This window comes from Actinokineospora alba (assembly GCF_004362515.1).
GTDB classification, from domain to species: Bacteria; Actinomycetota; Actinomycetes; order Mycobacteriales; family Pseudonocardiaceae; genus Actinokineospora; species Actinokineospora alba.
This window is the reverse complement of record NZ_SNXU01000001.1, coordinates 2,719,488-2,738,175: the sequence shown is the minus strand read 5'-3', so window position 1 is coordinate 2,738,175 and position 18,688 is coordinate 2,719,488. Positions and strand designations below refer to the sequence as shown.

At 71.0% G+C, this 18,688-nt stretch carries 13 protein-coding genes; 9 read left to right on the top strand and 4 right to left on the bottom strand.

What is annotated here, in order from left to right; genetic code table 11:
* Positions 1-7: 7 nt before the first annotated feature.
* Complete coding sequence (locus C8E96_RS13060) at positions 8-811, top strand: SURF1 family cytochrome oxidase biogenesis protein (RefSeq protein WP_407642620.1); 804 nt, start codon at positions 8-10, stop codon at positions 809-811.
* A gap of 20 nt (positions 812-831) precedes the next feature.
* On the opposite strand, the gene C8E96_RS13055 is transcribed toward C8E96_RS13060, so the two are convergent.
* Positions 832-1,776: a cobalamin biosynthesis protein gene (locus C8E96_RS13055; RefSeq protein WP_091383369.1), complete on the bottom strand. Its 945-nt coding sequence runs from the start codon at positions 1,774-1,776 to the stop codon at positions 832-834.
* Positions 1,777-1,875: 99 nt separating this feature from the next.
* Here C8E96_RS13055 and C8E96_RS13050 point away from each other — a divergent pair, with 99 nt between their 5' ends.
* The 3 genes from C8E96_RS13050 to C8E96_RS13040 are packed head-to-tail and all read left to right on the top strand — an operon-like array spanning position 1,876 to position 8,739.
* Positions 1,876-3,426, top strand: coding sequence for a DUF2397 domain-containing protein (locus tag C8E96_RS13050; protein ID WP_228770275.1), 1,551 nt, complete (start codon positions 1,876-1,878; stop codon positions 3,424-3,426).
* A complete protein-coding gene (locus C8E96_RS13045) occupies positions 3,416-4,618 on the top strand; it encodes a TIGR02678 family protein (protein WP_176926846.1) in 1,203 nt (400 codons plus the stop codon). The genes C8E96_RS13050 and C8E96_RS13045 overlap by 11 nt, the downstream gene beginning before the upstream one ends.
* Complete coding sequence (locus C8E96_RS13040) at positions 4,615-8,739, top strand: TIGR02680 family protein (protein ID WP_228770276.1); 4,125 nt, start codon at positions 4,615-4,617, stop codon at positions 8,737-8,739. Before C8E96_RS13045 ends, C8E96_RS13040 begins: the two co-directional genes overlap by 4 nt.
* A 40-nt stretch (positions 8,740-8,779) precedes the next feature.
* Here C8E96_RS13040 and C8E96_RS13035 read toward each other — a convergent pair whose 3' ends face one another.
* A complete protein-coding gene (locus tag C8E96_RS13035) occupies positions 8,780-9,973 on the bottom strand; it encodes an RNA-guided endonuclease InsQ/TnpB family protein (RefSeq protein ID WP_091383436.1) in 1,194 nt (397 codons plus the stop codon).
* Between the two features lie 149 nt (positions 9,974-10,122).
* Here C8E96_RS13035 and C8E96_RS13030 point away from each other — a divergent pair, with 149 nt between their 5' ends.
* The 5 genes from C8E96_RS13030 to C8E96_RS13010 all read left to right on the top strand — a co-directional run bounded on the left by C8E96_RS13030 (position 10,123) and on the right by C8E96_RS13010 (position 16,309).
* Positions 10,123-11,292: a DUF2399 domain-containing protein gene (locus C8E96_RS13030; protein WP_228770286.1), complete on the top strand. Its 1,170-nt coding sequence runs from the start codon at positions 10,123-10,125 to the stop codon at positions 11,290-11,292.
* Positions 11,293-11,365: 73 nt separating this feature from the next.
* Positions 11,366-11,968, top strand: coding sequence for a TetR/AcrR family transcriptional regulator (locus C8E96_RS13025; RefSeq protein WP_166657970.1), 603 nt, complete (start codon positions 11,366-11,368; stop codon positions 11,966-11,968).
* Positions 11,968-13,701 (top strand): ABC transporter ATP-binding protein, encoded by a 1,734-nt coding sequence (locus C8E96_RS13020; RefSeq protein ID WP_091383373.1) that lies wholly within the window; start codon positions 11,968-11,970, stop codon positions 13,699-13,701. The genes C8E96_RS13025 and C8E96_RS13020 overlap by 1 nt, the downstream gene beginning before the upstream one ends.
* Before the next feature lie 32 nt (positions 13,702-13,733).
* On the top strand, positions 13,734-15,668 hold the full coding sequence (locus tag C8E96_RS13015) for an ABC transporter ATP-binding protein (RefSeq protein WP_166658240.1): 1,935 nt from the start codon (positions 13,734-13,736) through the stop codon (positions 15,666-15,668).
* Between the two features lie 185 nt (positions 15,669-15,853).
* Entirely contained in the window at positions 15,854-16,309 is a 456-nt protein-coding gene (locus C8E96_RS13010; protein ID WP_091383375.1) for a hypothetical protein, read from the top strand.
* Between the two features lie 34 nt (positions 16,310-16,343).
* On the opposite strand, the gene nudC is transcribed toward C8E96_RS13010, so the two are convergent.
* Both nudC and C8E96_RS13000 read right to left on the bottom strand, forming a co-directional pair.
* Complete coding sequence (gene nudC, locus C8E96_RS13005) at positions 16,344-17,336, bottom strand: NAD(+) diphosphatase (RefSeq protein WP_091383376.1); 993 nt, start codon at positions 17,334-17,336, stop codon at positions 16,344-16,346.
* A complete protein-coding gene (locus tag C8E96_RS13000) occupies positions 17,333-18,688 on the bottom strand; it encodes a M16 family metallopeptidase (protein ID WP_091383377.1) in 1,356 nt (451 codons plus the stop codon). Before C8E96_RS13000 ends, nudC begins: the two co-directional genes overlap by 4 nt.

The window sequence follows — 18,688 nt, the reverse complement described above, 5'->3', positions numbered from 1 at the left end:
TTGTGGGGTGCGGTCGCTGCTGCGCCCTGGGTGGCTGATGCTGGCTTTCGTCGTGGTCGTCTTCGCCACGGCGTGCTTCACCCTGCTCGCCCCCTGGCAGTTCACCCGCCACGAGGAGCGCGCGTCCACCAACGACGCCATCACGTCGTCCTTCGAGGCCGCGCCCATCCCCATCCAGTCCGCCGACCCCGCCACCCAGTGGCGCCGGGTGACGTTGTCCGGCGCGTACCTGCCGGAAGCGGAGGCGGTGGCCCGCCTCAGGACGGTGCAGGGCGCGGCGGCGTTCGAGGTCCTGACCCCGTTCCGGCTGGCGACGGGCGAGGTGGTCCTGGTCGACCGTGGCTTCGTCCGCCCGGTCGAGGGTGTCCGCGTCCCCGACTTCGCCCCGGCCCCCACCGGCCCTGTCGACTTGGTCGCGCGCGTCCGGGCGGATGAACGCGATCCACAGGGCAGGCAGGCCTTCACCGAGGAAGGGCGCAAGCACGTCTACGCGGTGGACTCCCGCACGGTCGGCGAGGCGGCTGGGCTGTCGATGCGGCCTGGGTACGCGCAGTTGGAGGAAGGTTCACCCGGCGTCCTGGGCGCCCTACCTCTGCCGCAGCTGGACGCGGGCCCGTACCTGTCCTATGCCCTGCAGTGGATCGCCTTCGGCGCGATGGCCCTGCTCGGGTTGGTCTACTTCACCTGGCGAGAGATCAAACCCGGCGGCATGCTGCGCACCGACGCCCCCAAACGCCGTTCAGTGGCCGAAATCCTCGCCGACGACGACGCCCAAGCCACCCACCCGCGAGTCGCCCCTTCCGGCGAGTGAGTTCAACCCTCACGCGGGTTTCAGCGCTTGTTCCTACCGGTGAAGAGGGCGACAGTCGCGGCGACGACGGCGGTCAGGGCGCCCACGACGCGGGAGAGTTCGACTGCCCTGGTCACGTGTCCCGCGTCCGGCATGCGACCGGTTCCGAGGACTGGCCGGTCTTCGACCCCGTACGGGTACACCGTGCGGCCGCCGAGCCGGACCTCCAAAGCCCCCGCGAAGGCGGCCTCCACCCGGCCCGCGTTCGGACTCGGGTGGGCCGCGGCGTCTCGTTGCCAGGCAGTCCAGGCGCCCTTGCGGTCGCCGCCGACCACGGGGGCGCCGACCACCGTCAACGCCGCCGCCAATCGGGCGGGCAGGAGGTTCGCCAAGTCGTCGAGGCGGGCCGAGGCCCAGCCGAAGCGGCGGTAGCGGGGGGACCTGTGGCCGACCATCGCGTCCATCGTGTTGATCGCGCGGTAGCCGAGGAGGCCGGGCACGCCCGCGACCGCACCCCAGAACAGAGGGGCCACGACGGCGTCGGAGGTGTTTTCGGCGACGGACTCGACCGTGGCGCGGGCCATCGCGGGCGAGTCGAGGGTGCTGGGGTCGCGGCCGCACAGGTGGGGGATGCGTTCCCGGGCCGCTTCGACCGCACCGGCGTCGAGGTGGCGGCCGATCATCGCCCCCTCCGCGGCCAGGGAGCGCCCACCCAGGACGACCCAGGTGGCTGTCGCCGTGCCGAGGACCCGGACCCAGGGGCGGCGCATGCCCGCCCGCTCGACAGCCACACCCAAAGCGACGGCTGACCCCGCCAGCGCGGCCGTGTAGGCGACGCCGGGAACGTGGTGGTCGCGGTAGAGCGTCCGCTCGACGCGCTGGGCGACGGTGCCGAATCCGGCGACCGGGTGCCAGCGTCGCGGGTCCCCCAGGACGACGTCGGCGGCGACGCCTAACAGCAGTCCGATAGCGCGCGCCGACGACACGGGCCCTCCTCGCAAAGATTCCCCCTGGAGAGGGAACCGTATCGCGCGCCCGGTCCCGGAGTGCGCGGGTGTCGGCCCCCTTGGCTATCGTGGGCCGCCGTGGAGCCAGAGCAGGAGACCGACACCGAGCACAGGCTTCAGCTCTACGCCTATCTGCAGCCGCGTGAGCACCACCGCACGTATCTCGCGATCATGCGGCTGTTCACCTCGACCCTGCTGGCCGACCTCTCGGCGGGCGAGGTGTCCTCCGCCTTGGCCGCCGCCGAGCGGGACGGGCGCATCGACATCGGTGAGTCGCACGTCGACGTGGTGATTCCCCGGCTGCGGCAGCTCGTGGAGTGGGGCAACCTCGTGCACGGCCGCCGCGAGACGATCGCGGCGAGCATCGCCGAGTTCCAGCAGGGCAGCATGCGCTACCAGGTCAGCAAGCTGGCGGTGCGCGTGCAGCGCGACGTCGACGAGCTGCTGCGGGTCCCCGAGGGCGCCCGCGAGGTGTCGCGTGAGCTGCTGCCCGCCATCGAGCGCGGCCTGGTCCAGCTCGGTGAGACGCTGGCCACGGCCTCGGCGCGCACCCAGCTCGACGCCGGGTCGCTGCCCGCCCGCCGGGCCAGGGAGTTGCTGGCCGAGCGGGTCACCACCCTGTTCCTGCAGCACGCCGAGTTGGCCGCCACGGTCCGCGACTTCTACGCCTACCTCGGGCAGATCCTCACCAGGCATCACCTGGCCCCCGAGGAGATCTCCGGGTTCCGGAACCTGCTGGTCGAGTACATCCAGGTCGTCGTCGAGGACGTCCTGCGGCACACCCCGAAGATCGCCGCGACCCTGTCCGCCCTGGCGGGCGCCCGGTCCGAGCTGCTCAGCCTCCTGCGGCCCGCCGAACAGCTGGGCACCGCCGTCGAGCGCACCCGAGGCCGCCGCGACAAGGACTGGCAGGACCTGACCGACTGGTTCGCCGACCGCCCGGGCAATCCCAGCCAGGTGACCGCCCTGCGCGACGCGACCACCCGGGCCATCGGCGCCCTGCTGGCCACGGTCCGGCGGGCAACCACCGGCGGCGGCCTGCTGCCGAGCAGGCGCGCGGAGCTGGTCCGGCTCGCCGGCTGGTTCAACGCGGCCTCCCCCGACGAGGCCCACTCGATCTACGCCGCCGCCTTCGGCATGTACTCCGCGCGCAACCTCCTGCCCGCGCCGGAGCACGACGGCGACGACGAGCACACCCCGTGGCGCGACGGCCCCGCCGTCGACGTGTCCGTGAGCGTGCGCGGCCGGGGCGACCGCGGCGCGCGCGGGCGGACCTCGCGGATCATGGACGACCCGATCACCGAGCAGGGCCTGCTCGCCCAGGCCCGCGAGGCCGACGAGCGCCGGGAGTCGGCGTCCGCCGAACTGGCCGCCGCGGCCACCGACCTGGACAACGTGACGCTGTCCGGTGAGGCGCTCGGCGCGTTCTGCGAACTCCTCACCCTGGCCATGGCGCAGCGCGAGGGCGCCGACGACCCCGGCGCGGCGACTGACCAGGTCCGCGGCCTGACCCTGACGCTGACGCCGGAGTCCGGTCGCACCACCACGATCCGCAGCACGTCGGGCACGCTCACGCTGCGCGATACCGCCGTCGGGATCGCGAGAGCGGAGGTGCGCGGTGCGCGCTGACGCCAGAGATCCACTCGCCGGGCTGTCCGACATCGACGCGGCCAACGTCGCCCGGTGCGCGAAAGTGCTGCTGCGGCACCCACTGCTGCGCCCGGGCGGTCCGGACGGCGACCTGCTGCCCATGGTCTACCGGTACCGCACCGCGCTGCAGGAGATGTTCGCCGCGCTGCTGGGCTACCGGCTCGTCGTGGAGCGCCGCTTCGCCCGCCTCTACAAGGCAGGCCCCGGCACCGACCCGACCCGCGGCGAACCGGCGCTGACCCCACGCGGCTACGCCTACGTCTGCCTGACCATGGCCGCGCTGACCGGCGTCGGCAGGCAGGTGCTGCTGTCGCGGCTGGTCGCCGACGTGCGGGCCACCGCGAGCGAGGCGGGCATCGCGGTCGTCGACGACATCGCCGACCGCCGCGCCCTGACCGCCGCGCTGCGCCACCTCATCGGCCTGGGCGTGATCAGTGAGACCGACGGCACCGTCGCGGGCCTGATCGGCGAGGCCCCGGCGGAGGCGCTGATCACCATCCACACCGACCTGCTCGGCCAGCTCCTCGCCGGTTCGCTCGCCGAGGCCGAGTCCGCCGAGGAACTCGTCTCGATCGCCGCGGCGCCGGGCCAGGTCGAGCACGCGGTGCGCCGACGCCTGGTCGAGAACCCGGTGACGCTGCACGCGGACCTGCCCGCCGACGAGGCCGACTGGCTGCTGCGCAGGCAGCGCCGCGAATCCGTCGTGCTGGAGCGGTGCTTCGGCCTGATCACCGAGACCCGGGCGGAGGGCGTGGCCGTCACCGACCCGGAGGAGTACCTGACCGACGTGGTCTTCCCCGGCACGAGTACGGTCGCTCGCATCGCCCTGCTCGCCCTGCCGGAACTGCTCGACGAGACCGACCGGCCGGACGGGCGGGTACCGGTGTCGGCCGCCCGACTGCGCGAGGTCTGCGCGAACCTGGTCGAGGACTACCCGGCCGCGTGGGCCCGTCAGGCCACCGAAGACCTGGAGACACTTGTCGCCTCGATCGCGGACCTGTTGACCCGCCTCACGCTGGCGGTGCCGGACGGCGACGGGTGGCTCATCAGCCCGGCGGCGCACCGCTGGCTGCCGCAGCCGGACGACACACCCGCGCGCAACACCGTGACGCCGGTCCAGTACGCCCCCGAACCGGGGTGGTCGCTGTTCGACGAGGAAGGATCATCGTGAGCACGCCGGATGAGACGGCAGCCGATCCGACGACGGTGGGCCGCTGGCGGCTGCACCGGGGCGGGATCGTCAACATCTGGCAGTACCGCGAGCAGACGTTCGACTTCTCCGGCGGCCGCGCGATCTTCCAGGGCACCAACGGCTCCGGCAAGTCCCGCACCCTGGAACTGCTGCTGCCGCTGTGCCTCGACGGCGACCTGCGCTACCTGGGCTCCAAGGGCGCGGGCACGGTGTCGATCCGCAGGCTCATGCTCGACGACTACGACGGCGGCCCCAACCGCATCGGCTACGCGTGGATCGAGCTGCACCGCACCGGCGCGGCCGGTCAGGACGAGTACCTGACCTGCGGCATCGGGGTGAAGGCCTCGGCGACGTCGCAGCAGATCAGCGACTCGTGGCGGTTCGTCACGCCCTCGCGCGTCGGCACCCACTTCCAGCTCGCCTCCGCCGACCGGGTCCCGCTGGGTCCGGCCGCGCTGCGCGACGTGCTCGGCGCCGACCGGATCTACGACGAGGCCGCGTTCCGCGCGAAGGTCGCGGAGACGGTCTACGGCGTGCCGGGCGGCCGCTATGGCGACCTGCTCCACCTGCAGCGCACCCTGCGAAACCCCGACATCGGCCTGAAGGTCCAGGACGGGCAGCTCGAGCAGATCCTCTCCGACGCGCTGCCGCCGCTCGACATCGGCGTCGTCGAGCAGCTCGCGACCTCGTTCGAGGACCTGGAGTCGATCCGGGAGAACATCGGCAGGCTCAGCCTGGCCGACGAGGCCATGAGCGCGTTCCTGTCGGGCTACTCGGGTTACGCGCTCAACGCGCTGCACGCGGCGGGCAGCCGGGCGGCGGGCGCGAACGGCGTCCTCGACAAGGCGCACGCCGAAATCCGTACCCTGCAAGGGAAACTCGCCACCGACAGCGGCAAGCACCGCGGTGCCGAGGAGAAAGTCCAGCTGCTGGAGGAGCGCGACGCCGAGCTGGAGAACAGCATCGACTCGCTCAAGTCGCTGCCCGCCTACCAGGGGCTGCGCGACCTTCAGGACCGTGAGCGGCTGGTGGAGCGCACGCGCGAGGCGGCGGGGGCCGCGCTCGACAACGCCGCCACCCAGCGCAACCACGCCGACCGCGCGGTCGAGACCGTGCTGACCGTGCTGCGCAGGCTCGGCGGCGACCTCGAGGACGCCACCGAACTCGCACACTCCACAGTGGACGGATTGGTCGCCGCCGGGCTCGACCCGAGCCTGTGCCCACCGCTGCCCGTGGCGCCGAAGCCGTTGCCGCGCACCATGTCCGACAAGGTCCGGGCCAAGCCCGACCCGGAGGCCGAGCCGCTGGAGATCCAGCGCCGCACGCCGCCGGAGATCGCGCCGGACGAGCTGGACGCGGAGCTGACCGCCGCGGCCGCACGGGTCACCGAGGCCGGATCGCAGCTCGCCCAGCGCGGCGCGCTGGCGATGTCACTGCACGAACGCGCGCGCAAGCTCGACGCCGAGCGAGCCGAACTCGACCGCCTGCAGACCAAGGCCCGCGAGGCGCAGATCGAGGCCACCGAGACCGCGGGACGCCGAAACGAGGCGCGCCAACGGTTCGGTGTCGCCGCCGAGATGTGGTGCGAGCAGGCACGCGCGTGGACCAAGGCGGGCCCGTTCGCCGAGGACCACGCTCCCCGCCCGCCGGGTCAGCCCTCGGTCGCCCGCATCGAGGAGGTGCCGGACGCCAGCAGGCAGGCACGGGACTCCGCGCGACAGTGGGCGGCGCCGCACCTCTCGGCGCTGCGCCAGCAGGTCGTGGGCGCCCGCCAGGTCGTCGACGATCTCGTGGGCCGGATCAAGGACACCGAGGCGCGGCTGATCGAGCTGCGCAAGGGTGTCGACGCCACTCCCCCGCCGCCGCAGTACGCCGACGCCGAGCGCGATTCCGCCGCGGGCAGGCCGTTCTACCGCCTGGTCGACTTCGCCGCGGGCAAGGCCGACGCCGGACTTGAGGCAGCCCTGCAAGCCAGCGGGCTGCTCAACGCGTGGGTCACCGCCGACGGCCTCGCCGACCCGGCCGTGTCCGACGTGCTCGCCACCGTGGACACCAAGGCGGCGCGCCCGCTGTCCGCGGTCCTGACGCCCGCGGTCGAGCCGGACAGCCCGGTTCCCGCCGACGTCGTGGCGCGGCTGCTCGACGCCGTGTCCTACGAGGGTGAACACCCAGGGCTGACCGTGTGGTCGTCGGGCCGGTGGCGCGCGGGCGTGCTCACCGGCGCGCTGTCCAAAAAGGACGCGGAATTCGTCGGCGCGGGCGCCCGGGAGGCCGCGCGCAAGCGGTCGATCACCGAGTTGGGCGCCGCACTGGAAACGATGCACGAGCAGCTCACGGAGGCGGAAACCGAGCTGCGCCACCGCGTTCAGGCCGTCGAGGTGTGGGAGTCGCACCTCGACGCGTTCCCCGACGACCGCGAGGTGATCGCCGGGCGGGTCAGCGCGACCGAGTCCGAGCGGCTCGCCGCCGAGACCTCGGCGAAGGCCGACCTGCTGCGCGCCGAGCACCTCAGTGCCGACGGCCGGGTCAAGGCGATGGAGACCGAGCTGGCCCAGGACGCGGGCGCGGCCGGGCTGCCCGCCGACACCGAAGCCCTGCGCCAAGCCCACCGCGCGGCGACGCAGGCACGAGGTGCCGCCGAGAGCCTGCGCGACGCGCTCGCCAAGCGGTGCGCCGGGACCGTGCGCGACTTGGTCGAGGCGCTGCACGACCACAACGCCGCCGTCGACGACCGCGACACCGCCGAGGCCGTGGCGAACGAGAAGTGCGTGGCATTCCACCGGGAAGCCGCCGCGCTCGCCGAGCTGACCTCCGCGATCGGCGGCGAGGCCGAAGGCGTGGCCCGCCAGCTCACCGAACTGGAACGGCAGCGACGGACCACCCGCGAGGAGCTTCCCGCGGCCCGCAAGGCCACGACCGAGCTGTCCAACCAGGTGGTGAAGACGCAGACCCTGCTCGACACCCGGGTCGCCGAGATCGACGGAAAGCGCGCCGCCGCCGCGACGGCCGCGCGGGCGTTCACCGACGCGCTGGCCGCTCCCGGGGTGTGGCCCGCCGCGGTCGACGCCGACCGCCCGGCCGACGACGAAGAGGCGTTCGCCCTGCTGGAAACCGCGGTGTCGCAGGCGAAGCGGCTGCCGAGTGAGGAGAACGTCCTCACCAAGCTGCAAGCGCTGCAGGCATCGCTGGCGGGCACGCACAACGTGCTGCCCGAGCGGCACGCGGGCATCCTCACCGTCGTTGTGTCCGCTGAGGAAGGTCCGGCGCCGGTCGCGGTCGCGGCCAAGCGGGTCGCCGACCGTCTGGCGGAGCGTCGAGGCTTCCTCACCGAGCAGTACCAGGGGATCTTCGCCCTGCACCTGGTCCGTGAACTCGCCGAGCGGCTGTCCGGCCAGATCGCGGTGGCCGAAGACCTGACCCGCCGGATGAACGACGTGCTCGACACCGCACGCTCCAGCCAGGGTGTGCACGTCCAGCTCGACTGGCAGCCCGCCGCCTGGCTCGACGAGTCCACTGTGGAGGCCCTGAAGCTGCTGCGGATGCCGTTCGCCGACCGCAGCGAGGAACAGGACGCCCGGCTGCAGCAGGTGTTCACCGACCGCATCGAGGCCGAGCGCGACTCCGCGTCCGGCGGTTACACGGAGATCTTGGCGCGGGCACTGGACTACCGCTCCTGGTTCGCCTTCACCGTGCGGGTCCGCGACAGCGCCCCGGACGGCAAGCCGCGCTCGCGGCGGCTGCGCCAGCTCTCCTCCGGCGAGACCCGCCTGATCTCGTACGTGACGCTTTTCGCTGCCGCGGCGGCGTTCTACGGCGCGATCAGCGCGGGCGTCGCGGCCACATCACGGATGTCGCCGCTGCGGCTGGTCCTGCTCGACGAGGCGTTCGAGCGGCTCGACGACCCGACCATCGCCCGGATGCTGGGGCTGTTGGTCGACCTCGACATGGACTGGGTGATCACCTGGCCCAGCGGCTGGGGCGTGTCCGACCGCATCCCGCGCATGCACATCTACGACGTGCTGCGCCCCAAGTCCGGCCACGGCGTCGCGTGTACGCACACCACGTGGGACGGCGGCGGCTTGGAGCGGGACGACCCTTGACATCCTCCCCCGGCTGAAAAGCAGGGGATTCCAACAGCGACTACCGCACAAGGAGGAGGTCGCGTTGAGGTTCACGGTTCGCAGGCCCACCCAACGGTGGGCCTCCCCGTGCAGTCACGGCATGCCCTGCCGCGAGTCGAATATTCAGTGCCGCGTTCACATCAGCGTTGCACGCGAGATTGCAGGACCGGCATCGGAAGACGGCTTGGCTCTCGCGCGCCTCCCGATCCACGATCCCGCACGCCGAACAACGCTGACTCGTGTGACGCGGGTCGACCGTCACCACCCTGCCCGGAGCCTTGTGCTCCAGACGGGTCACCAACTGGCCCCACCCGTTGGCAAGGATGCCCCGGTTCAAGCCCGCCTTCTGCCGCACACCGCGACCGGGCGCGTCGACAGTGCCCTTCGCCGACCGGGTCATGTCGCGGATCTTGAGGTCTTCGACACCGACTACGTCAAACTCTCGGGCAAGGCGGGTGCTGGTCTTCTCGACCCAGTCCTTGCGTCGGTCGGTTTCGCGGGCCTTGAGCTTCGCGATCGCCGCCTTGACCTTGCCGCGCCGTTTGGAGCCGCGTTGCGCCCGGGCGAGCTTGCGTCGCAGCCGCAGCAGTCGCGCCTTCTCGCTGTCGCGAAGTGTGGGCACGGACAGCAACTCCCCGGTGGACAGGGCCGCCGACACCACCACACCGCGATCCACGCCGACCACGGCACCGGTGCCCGGTCCGGCGATCGACTCAGGCGCAACGGCGAACGCCACATGCCAGCGGCCCGCCCGGTCACGGGTGACCCGGTAGGACTTCACATCTACAGCAACGGCACGCGACCAGCGGAACCGCACCCAACCCACCTTGGGTACCCGCACCTCGCCGATATTGCGGGATCTCCGGCGCAGATCGCCCGGCTTGACTGCCACGATCCGAAAGCCTTCGCTCCGCTCACGTCTGCGCCAGGTCGGGCGCCGGTGGGTTCGGCTGAAGAAGTTCGCCTTCGCCTGGGCGAAGTCGTTCAACGCCTGCTGCTGCACGATCACCGACCCGGCCGCCAACCACGGGTTCACCGCCCGCGCCTCGGTCAACTGACGGCACTGCTCGGTGTACCCCGGCGCCGCCTTGCGCCCCTGCCGCCAGTGGGAGTGCTGCTCCACCGCGAGGTTCCACACGAACCGGGCATGCCCGCAGTGCTCCAGCAACACTCGCTCCTGGGCGGGTGTCGGCTGCAGCCGGAATCGGGACATGCCGATCAACCTAGCGACCACCACCGACAAAACCAGGAGACACCGATGGGACCCAGCAGACGAGGTCACGCTCAGCCCTTGGAGGATCTCCCACACCCGATCCCTCCCCAGCGCGAACGCCGGAGCATCCTAGGGAAATCCTGGTGACGATGCCCGAGGTCTACGGCCGTCCCGAGTACGAGGTCCTGTGGCGCCAGGCCCGCAAGGCGGTCGCCCGCGGGCAGGTCAAACTCGGTTACAAGGCACCGAATCCGGCCGCCGCGGCGGCCGTGTCCGCGCTGATCGGCCGGGACCTGACCGCCCTGGTGGGCACGACGATCGCCGTCGCCGACCTCGACGAACGGCTGCGCGCGAGCGAGTTCCACTGTGGACTGGACGAGGTGCTGGCGGCCGTCCACGGCGAAGCCGCCGTGTTCAGCCCGGAACAGCCGTCGGTCGACGCCTCCCGCCGTGAGTGGTCCGACGAGATCCTCACCGAAGCCCTGACCACGGCCGGGCTCCAGGCGGCTCCGTGGGCTCCACTGTGGATCGACCACGTCCGACGGTACGCCAAGATCCCGCCGGAGCGGCTCGCGGAACCGGCGGCCCAGGCCACCGCGATCCTGTCGCGCCTGACCCTCACTCCGGGCGCGATCCCCAGCGAGTGGATCGCCCGGACCGACCTGGCCGCAGGCCCGCGCGCCTTGGACCGGGGGCAGAAGGTGGCGGGCCTGGTGCTGCGCGCCGCGGCCCTGGCGCACGGCCTCGACTTTCCGAAGACCGCAGGAGACGAGCGCGCCCTGTGGGAGCGGTGCGGGGTCGCGCCGGACGGCCTGTCCACCACCGTCCTGACCGTGGGCCTGCCCCTGCCGCGCCACGCGGACCTGCGGGACCTGGTCGCCGCCCCGAAGGACCTGGTGCAGCCGGGAACGGTCGTCTGGGTGTGCGAGAACCCGCGACTGGTGGAGGCCTCGATCGACGCGGGCCTGTCGAAGCCGCTGGTCTGCCTCTCCGGCCACCTGAACACCGTCGCCCGCCAACTCCTCTCGCGACTGGCCGCGTCCGGCGCGGCGATCCGGTGCCACGCGGACTTCGACCGCACTGGCCTGCTCCTCACCAGGCAGGTTCTGGACCTGACCGGTGGCACCCCGTGGCGCATGGGCGCCGACGACTACCGCGAAGGCCTCGACCTGGCCAGGGCCGAGAACGTCGACCTTCCACCGCTTGGCCCCGACCCAGGTGCGGCGCCGTGGGAGCCCGCCCTGACCGAGGCCCTGCGCGCGGGGTGGGCGGTCGAGGAAGAGGTCGTCCTCCCGCTGCTGCTGGCCGACCTCAGCTGACCCGAAGCCTGCCGAACGGGTCACGCCGATAATCCAGTTGATGAGTGAGCACTCACTCATTACACTCGCTCGGGTGACCGAACGGCAGCGAGCCCCACGCATGACCCCCGACGACCGTCGCAAGGCGATCGTCAAAGCGGTCGTCCCCCTGCTCATCGAGCACGGCCAGGCCGTCACCACGAAACAGATCGCCGAGGCGGCGGGCATCGCCGAGGGCACCATCTTCCGGGCCTTCCCCGACAAGTGCGCCCTCATGGTCGCCGCCGCCGAGGAGACGATGAATCCGCAAGACCGGGCGCAAACGTTTGCCGCCGCACTCGAAGGCGCGGGAGACCTGCGCGACAAGGTCGAGCGCATCACCGCTCACCTGCTCGAACGCTTCCGCATGACGATGGCGGTGATGATCGCCGTCCGCGGCTTCCTGATGTCCGGCGACCGGCCGGCGGACGGCCCGCCCAAGTTCATCGTGGAGGCCAACCGGTCGCTCCACACCGCCCTGACCGAACTGTTCGCCGCACACCGCGACGAACTGTCCGTACCGCCCGAGACCGCCGCGATCGCGCTCCGCAGCCTCGTGTTCGGCTCGCGGCATCCCGGCATGGACTTCGACGAGATCACACCGGACGAGATCGCCCGCGTCCTGCTCCACGGCGTCACCAAAGAGGGGGAACACTGATGTTGATCAAGGTGCTCAAGGAGTACCTGTCCAGATACCGAACCTGGCTCACCTACGTGGTCGGCCTGCAACTGGTCGGCACGATGGCGTCGCTCTACCTGCCGAGCCTCAACGCCGACATCATCGACAACGGCATCGTCAACGGCGACACGGGCTACATCCTGCGTGTCGGCGCGTGGATGCTGCTGGTGTCGCTGGTGCAGATCACGTGCTCGGGCATCGCCGTGTACTTCGGCGCGAAGACCGCGATGGGGTTCGGCCGTGACCTGCGGGCGGGGGTGTTCGACCAGGTCGGCTCGTTCTCGTCGCGCGAGGTGTCCAAGTTCGGCGCGCCGTCACTGATCACGCGAGTCACCAACGACGTGCAGCAAGTGCAGATGCTGGTGATGATGACGACCACGATGATGGTCGCCGCGCCGATCATGATGGTCGGCGGCGTGGTCATGGCCCTGCAGGAAGACGTCGGGTTGTCCTGGTTGCTGCTGGTCTGCGTGCCGATCCTGTTCGTGGGCTTGGGTTTCATCATCAAGCGGATGGTCCCGGGCTTCCAGGACATGCAGGTCCGCGTCGACGACGTGAACCGGGTGCTGCGCGAGCAGATCACCGGCATCCGCGTGGTGCGGGCGTTCGTCCGCGAGCCGTTCGAGACCGCTCGGTTCGCCGGTGCGAACACCGCGCTCGCCGACGTCGCCACCAAGACCGGGCGCTACATGGCCGCCATGTTCCCGTTTGTCATGTTCATCATGAACGTGTCGGTGATCGGTGTGCTGTGGTTCGGCGGGCACCGGGTGGACGACGGCCTGATGCAGGTCGGCGCGCTGACCGCGTTCCTGAACTACGTCATGCAGATCCTGATGGCCGTGATGATGGCGACCTTCATGCTGATGATGGTCCCGCGCGCGGCTGTGGCTTCCGTGCGGATCAAGGAAGTCCTCGACACCGACTCCTCGGTGGTGCCGCCCGCCGACCCGGTGATGTCGGTCAAGGCCAGCGGCGAAGTGGACTTCGACGGGGTGTCGTTCGCCTATCCGGGCGCGACCGACCCGGTGCTGTGCGACGTGTCGTTCTCGGCCCGGCCGGGGCAGACCACGGCGATCATCGGGTCGACCGGCGCGGGCAAGACCACGCTGCTCAACCTGATCCCCAGGCTCTTCGACGCCACCGGCGGTGTCGTGCGGGTCGACGGCGAGGACGTCCGGCGGCTCGACCAGGACGTGCTGTGGAGCAAGATCGGGCTCGTGCCGCAGCAGGCGTACCTGTTCACCGGCACCATCGCGTCGAACCTTCGCTACGGCAAGCCTGAGGCGACCGACGAGGAACTGTGGGAGGCACTGCGGATCGCGCAGGCGCGGGACTTCGTCGAGGCGTTGGACGAGGGGCTGAACGCGCCGATCGCCCAGGGCGGGACGAACCTGTCCGGCGGACAGCGTCAGCGCATAGCCATCGCGCGCGCTTTGGTTCGCAGACCCGAGATCTACCTGTTCGACGACTCGTTCTCCGCGCTCGACGTGTCGACCGACGCACGGCTGCGGGCGGCGCTGCGGCCGGTCACCCGCGATTCGACGGTGATCATCGTCGCCCAGCGGGTGTCGACGGTGCTGGAAGCGGACCAGGTCGTGGTGCTGGAGGACGGCGAGATCGTCGGACTCGGGACGCATGACGAACTGCTGGAGACCTGCCCGACCTATGCGGAGATCGTCGCTTCGCAGCTCAGCGCGGAGGACGCGGCATGACCACGATGAAGGTGACCGAGCGCGTCCAGGGCATGGGCGGGCCGGGACGCGGCGGCCCGTTCGGGTCGAGCATGGTCGGACAGAAGTCGATGACGTTCGGCCCGTCGGCGAAGCGGCTTTTCGCCCGGCTGGCACCGGAACGCGTGAAGGTGCTCGCGGTGCTGGCGCTCGCCGTGGCGAGTGTGGCGCTGATGTCCATCGCCCCGAAGCTTCTCGGCACGGCGACGGACCTGATCTTCGAGGGGCTGTTCGGCAAGCAACTGCCCGCGGGCGTGTCGAAGGAGGAGGCCGTCGAGCGCCTGCGCGCGGCGGGCGACGACCGGGTCGCCGACATGTTGTCGTCGATGAACGTCCTGCCCGGCCAGGGCGTGGACTTCGGCGCGGTCGGGACCGTGCTGACGGTGGTGCTGGTCCTGTACGTCGGGTCGGCGGTGCTCGGCCTGACCCAGGGACTGCTCCTGAACGGTGTCGTCCAGCGGACCATGCTGCGGATGCGCGCCGAAGTAGAGGACAAGATCCACCGGCTTCCCTTGTCCTACTTCGACAAGCAGCCGCGCGGTGAGCTGCTGAGCCGGGTCACCAACGACATCGACAACGTCTCGCAGGTGCTGCAGCAGACGATGAGCCAGCTGCTCACCTCGCTGCTGACCGTCGTCGGCGTGCTGGCCATGATGTTCTGGATCAGCCCGGCGCTGGCCCTGATCGCGATCGTCACCATCCCGCTCACCATCGCGGTGACCGGCGCGATCATGAAGCGCTCGCAGAAGCAGTTCATCGCGCAGTGGCGGGCCACCGGCAAGCTCAACGCCCACGTCGAGGAGGCCTTCACCGGCCACGCCCTGACGAAGGTCTTCGGCAGGCGGCGTGAGGTCGAGCGGCAGTTCGCCGACCAGAACGAGGAACTGTTCAAGGCAGGCTTCGGCGCGCAGTTCGCCAGCGGGCTGATCATGCCGACGATGATGTTCCTCGGGAACCTGACCTACGTGGTGATCGCGGTCGTCGGCGGCCTGCGCGTGGCGTCGGGGACGATGAGCCTGGGGGACGTGCAGGCGTTCATCCAGTACTCGCGGCAGTTCACCCAGCCGCTGACCCAGGTGGCGTCCATGGTGAACCTCCTGCAGTCCGGCGTCGCCTCGGCGGAGCGCGTGTTCGAGCTGCTCGACGCATCGGAGGAACCCGCCGACGCGCCGGGCTCCGCGGCCTCGGTGTCACGCGGCCGGGTGGAGTTCTCGCACGTGAGTTTCCGCTATGAGCCGGAGAAGCCGCTGATCGAGGACCTGTCGCTGGTGGCTGAACCGGGTCAGACCGTGGCGATCGTCGGACCGACCGGGGCGGGCAAGACCACGCTGGTCAACCTGATCATGCGGTTCTACGACCTCGACTCGGGCCACATCACCCTGGACGGGGTGGACGTCTCGTCGATGCCTCGGCGTTCGCTGCGGGGGCAGGTCGGGATGGTGCTGCAGGACACCTGGCTGTTCCACGGCACCATCCGGGACAACATCGCCTACGGACGGCCGACTGCTTCGGAGGAGGAGATCCTGGCGGCCGCTCGGGCGACCTTTGTCGACCGGTTCGTGCACTCGCTGCCCGATGGGTACGACACCGTGATCGATGAGGAGGGGTCGAACGTCAGCGCGGGCGAGAAGCAGCTGATCACGATCGCTCGGGCGTTCCTGTCGAACCCGGCGCTGCTAATCCTGGATGAGGCGACGTCCTCTGTGGACACTCGGACGGAGTTGCTTGTGCAGCAGGCGATGGCGGCGTTGCGGTCGGATCGGACGTCGTTTGTGATCGCGCACCGGTTGTCGACGATTCGGGACGCGGATCTTATTTTGGTGATGGAGGACGGGCGGATCGTGGAGCAGGGCAGCCATCATGGGCTGCTGGCCGCGGGTGGGGCTTATGCGGCGCTGTATCAGGCTCAGTTCGCTGGGCCGGTGGTTGAAGAGGAGTCCCTGGTCTGACCGACCGAGGTGGCCCCGAGCCCTTTTTGGGCACGGGGCCACCTCGGCATGACGGACCAGGCCAAACCCAAGCACCCGGCCACCAGCACGACAGACTGTGCCCGGCCCTTGGGGACGGGGGCCACATTGGCGCAACGCGTGCGGTGGAACTGTTGGGCCGCCGCAACGCGCATCGAGAGGAAGCGATGAACGAGAGCCGCGCCCCGTGGCCGACCTGGGTGGCGCTCGGCGCTGTGTCCGTGCAGGCCTGCGCGAGTCTGCTGTTGTTGGGCGGACCGCCGGGCGATCCGACCAGGATCGTCGCCGCGGGGCTGGGTGCCGCGGCACTGCTGGGTCTCCCGGTAAACGCCGCCGCGTTGGTGGTCGCCGCGCTGCGCGCCCGTAGGCGAGCGGTGCCAGGCACGGCCCTCCTCGCCTTCAGCGCGGCATTCCTGGCTTGGCACGTGTTCGCGCTGGGGGCACTCGCCGGGTGGTGGTCGTCCGGGCTCGAGCAGGCGACGTACATCGCGGGCAGCACACCAGTGTCCCTGGTCTACCAGGCAGTGATGTGTTGCTCGTTCACGAGCGTCCTCGTCGCCGGTTGGCCACGCCGGATCATCGCCCCTGCGATGGCCACAGAGGGCGTTAATCAGGACACCTGAGTATCCGTTACCGGATCAACAGCTGTGCCTGCCTTCAAGCGCCTGGTTGCCCCACCCAGGCGCGGAGCATGTGGTGGGCGATGGAGGTCGGGCCCGGCAGGATGAGTCCCGCGCCCTCTCCCCCGCCGTCGAACGCGGCCCGGATTTCGGTTCGGGTGAACCAGCGGGCGTCCTCAATCTCGCCTTCGGCGAGGTGGACGTCAGCGGTTCGGTCGGCTCGGGCGGCGAAGGCGATCATGATGGAGCGGGGGAAGGGCCACGGTTGGCTGCCCAGGTAGCGGATGTCGCTGACCTTGGCGCCGACTTCCTCTTCCATCTCGCGTTCGACGCAGGCTTCCAGGGATTCGCCTGCCTCGACGAAGCCGGCGAGGACCGAGTACCGGTCGGGCGGCCAGATGGGCTGGCGGGCAAGGAGAACGTACTCGTCTTCGTCGTCATGGATGAGGACGATGACGGCCGGGTCGGTGCGGGGGTATTCCTCGCGGGCGCAGCCGGTGCACTTGGTCGCCCAGCCCGCGCAGGTGCGAGTGACCGGGTGGGCGCACTTGGCGCAGTAGCGGGAGCGGGCGTGCCAGTTGGCCAGGGCGACGGCGGCGGTGAGCAGGCCCGCGTCGGTGTCGTTGAGCAGGGCGCCGACGCCGCGGAGGTCGTGCCATTGCTCGCCCGCTTCCGACACCGCGCCCGGCCACAGGCCCCAGGCGTTGGGTGGGACCACCGGGTCTGGGCGCATGGGTTCGGCGGCTGGGACGGACCAGTAGGCGACCTCGCCCTGCTCACCGAGGAGAGAGGCTTCCTCGGGGCGTTCGGCCTGGATGGTCGAGGCGTCGCGCAGGGCCAGGGCGGTGGCATCGTCGGTGACTGGGGTTCGGCCGGTGCGGTCGAGGAGCAGAACCTTGCCGTGGCGCCACAGGGCGTCGAGGCGGGTGGGGTCTTTTCGCACGATCTCGTCGCGCACGGTGGTGGTGCGGGAGAGCGCGGGCGGACCGGCGAGCCGGAAGGGCTCGCCGGTCCTGGTGTCCGCTGTCATTGCAGGGTTACCCCGCCCAGCGCCCGCAGGGCGGTGAGCTTCGCGGCGTCGCCGACGATGACGCCGGTGAACCGGGTGGGGGCGAAGAACTCCAGCGCCGCCTCGGCGACCTGCTCCACGGTGACGGCCTTGAGCCGGTCGGGGTGCTGGGTCAGCCAGTCGACGCCGAGACCGAGGATGGCCAGCGCGGCGATCTGGGAGGCCAGGCCACCCTGCGAGGACGTCGAGGTGAGCAGGGAGCCGATCGCGTACTGCCGCACGGTGTCCACTTCGGACTCGGTGGGCGGCACCATGGCCATCCGGCCGAGTTCGTAGCGGATCTCCAGCAGCGCGCCCGCGGTGACCGCGCTCGCGGTGTCGGTGTCGACCAGCAGGGTCGCGCCGTCCGGGGTGAACTCCAGCGACGAGCGGGCGCTGTAGGTGTAGCCCTTGTCCTCGCGGATGTTCTCCACCAGCCGGGAGGAGAAGAAACCGCCAAAGGCGAGGTTCGCCAGCTGCAGCGCCGGATAGCGCGGGTCGGTGCGGCTGATCGCCTGCGCCGAGAGGCGGAACTGGGACTGCACGGAGCCCGGCCGGTCGACGAGCAGGAGGTCCTTCGGGGTGATCTCCGGCAGCGGGGGCAGCACCGAAGCGGACTTGTCGGACTTCCAGCCCCCGAGAGCGGCCGCGACAGCGGCGATGGCGCGGGCCGGTTCGACGTCGCCGACCAGCACGAGGACCGAGCCGCGCGGCAGGACGCACGCGGTGTGCAGCGCGCGCACGTCGGCGGCCTCGACGACGGCGACGTCACTGGCCTCGGGCATCTCCCGGGTGAACGGGTGGTCGCCGTAGCGGTGCTTCTGCAGGGCCTGGCGGGCGATCACGCTGGGCTGCGAGCGCGCGACCGTGATGCGCTCGATGAGCCTGCCGCGCTCGCCCTCGACCTCGTCGTCCGGGTACGTCGCGCCGGTGAGCGCGTCGGCCAGGACGTCGAGGAGGGTGTCGAAACCGGAGGCGAGGGCGTTGCCGCCGATGGACAGCAACTCGGGGTCGACGACGGCGGACAGTTCGCCCCCGACGAGCGCGAGGTCGGTGTCGAAGGCGATCCGGTCCCGCTTGTCGGTGCCGGTGAGGATGGTGGCGGCAAGGACCTCGGCCCGCGCGGCGTGCATCGGGTCGTCGCCCGCGAACGGGACACGGAGCCGGAGCTCGATCATCGGGACGGTCGGCTGGTGGACGGCGATGACCCGCAGCCCGTTGTCGAGCACCTTGTCCACTGAGGACAGACCGGTGGCCGCCCGCTGCTCGCCCAGGGGCGGCAGGGGGCGCGGGCCCCGCTCGGTACGCCCGATCTCCTCGGCGCTGCGGCTCAC

What these genes read in the sequence shown, in the direction of transcription:
- C8E96_RS13035 (WP_091383436.1), bottom strand. Translation starts at nt 9,973, where the DNA reads ATGTCCCGATTCCGGCTGCAGCCGACACCCGCCCAGGAGCGAGTGTTG.
- C8E96_RS13030 (WP_228770286.1), top strand. Translation starts at nt 10,123, where the DNA reads ATGCCCGAGGTCTACGGCCGTCCCGAGTACGAGGTCCTGTGGCGCCAG.
- C8E96_RS13020 (WP_091383373.1), top strand. Translation starts at nt 11,968, where the DNA reads ATGTTGATCAAGGTGCTCAAGGAGTACCTGTCCAGATACCGAACCTGG.
- C8E96_RS13015 (WP_166658240.1), top strand. Translation starts at nt 13,734, where the DNA reads ATGGGCGGGCCGGGACGCGGCGGCCCGTTCGGGTCGAGCATGGTCGGA.
- C8E96_RS13010 (WP_091383375.1), top strand. Translation starts at nt 15,854, where the DNA reads ATGAACGAGAGCCGCGCCCCGTGGCCGACCTGGGTGGCGCTCGGCGCT.
- nudC (WP_091383376.1), bottom strand. Translation starts at nt 17,336, where the DNA reads ATGACAGCGGACACCAGGACCGGCGAGCCCTTCCGGCTCGCCGGTCCG.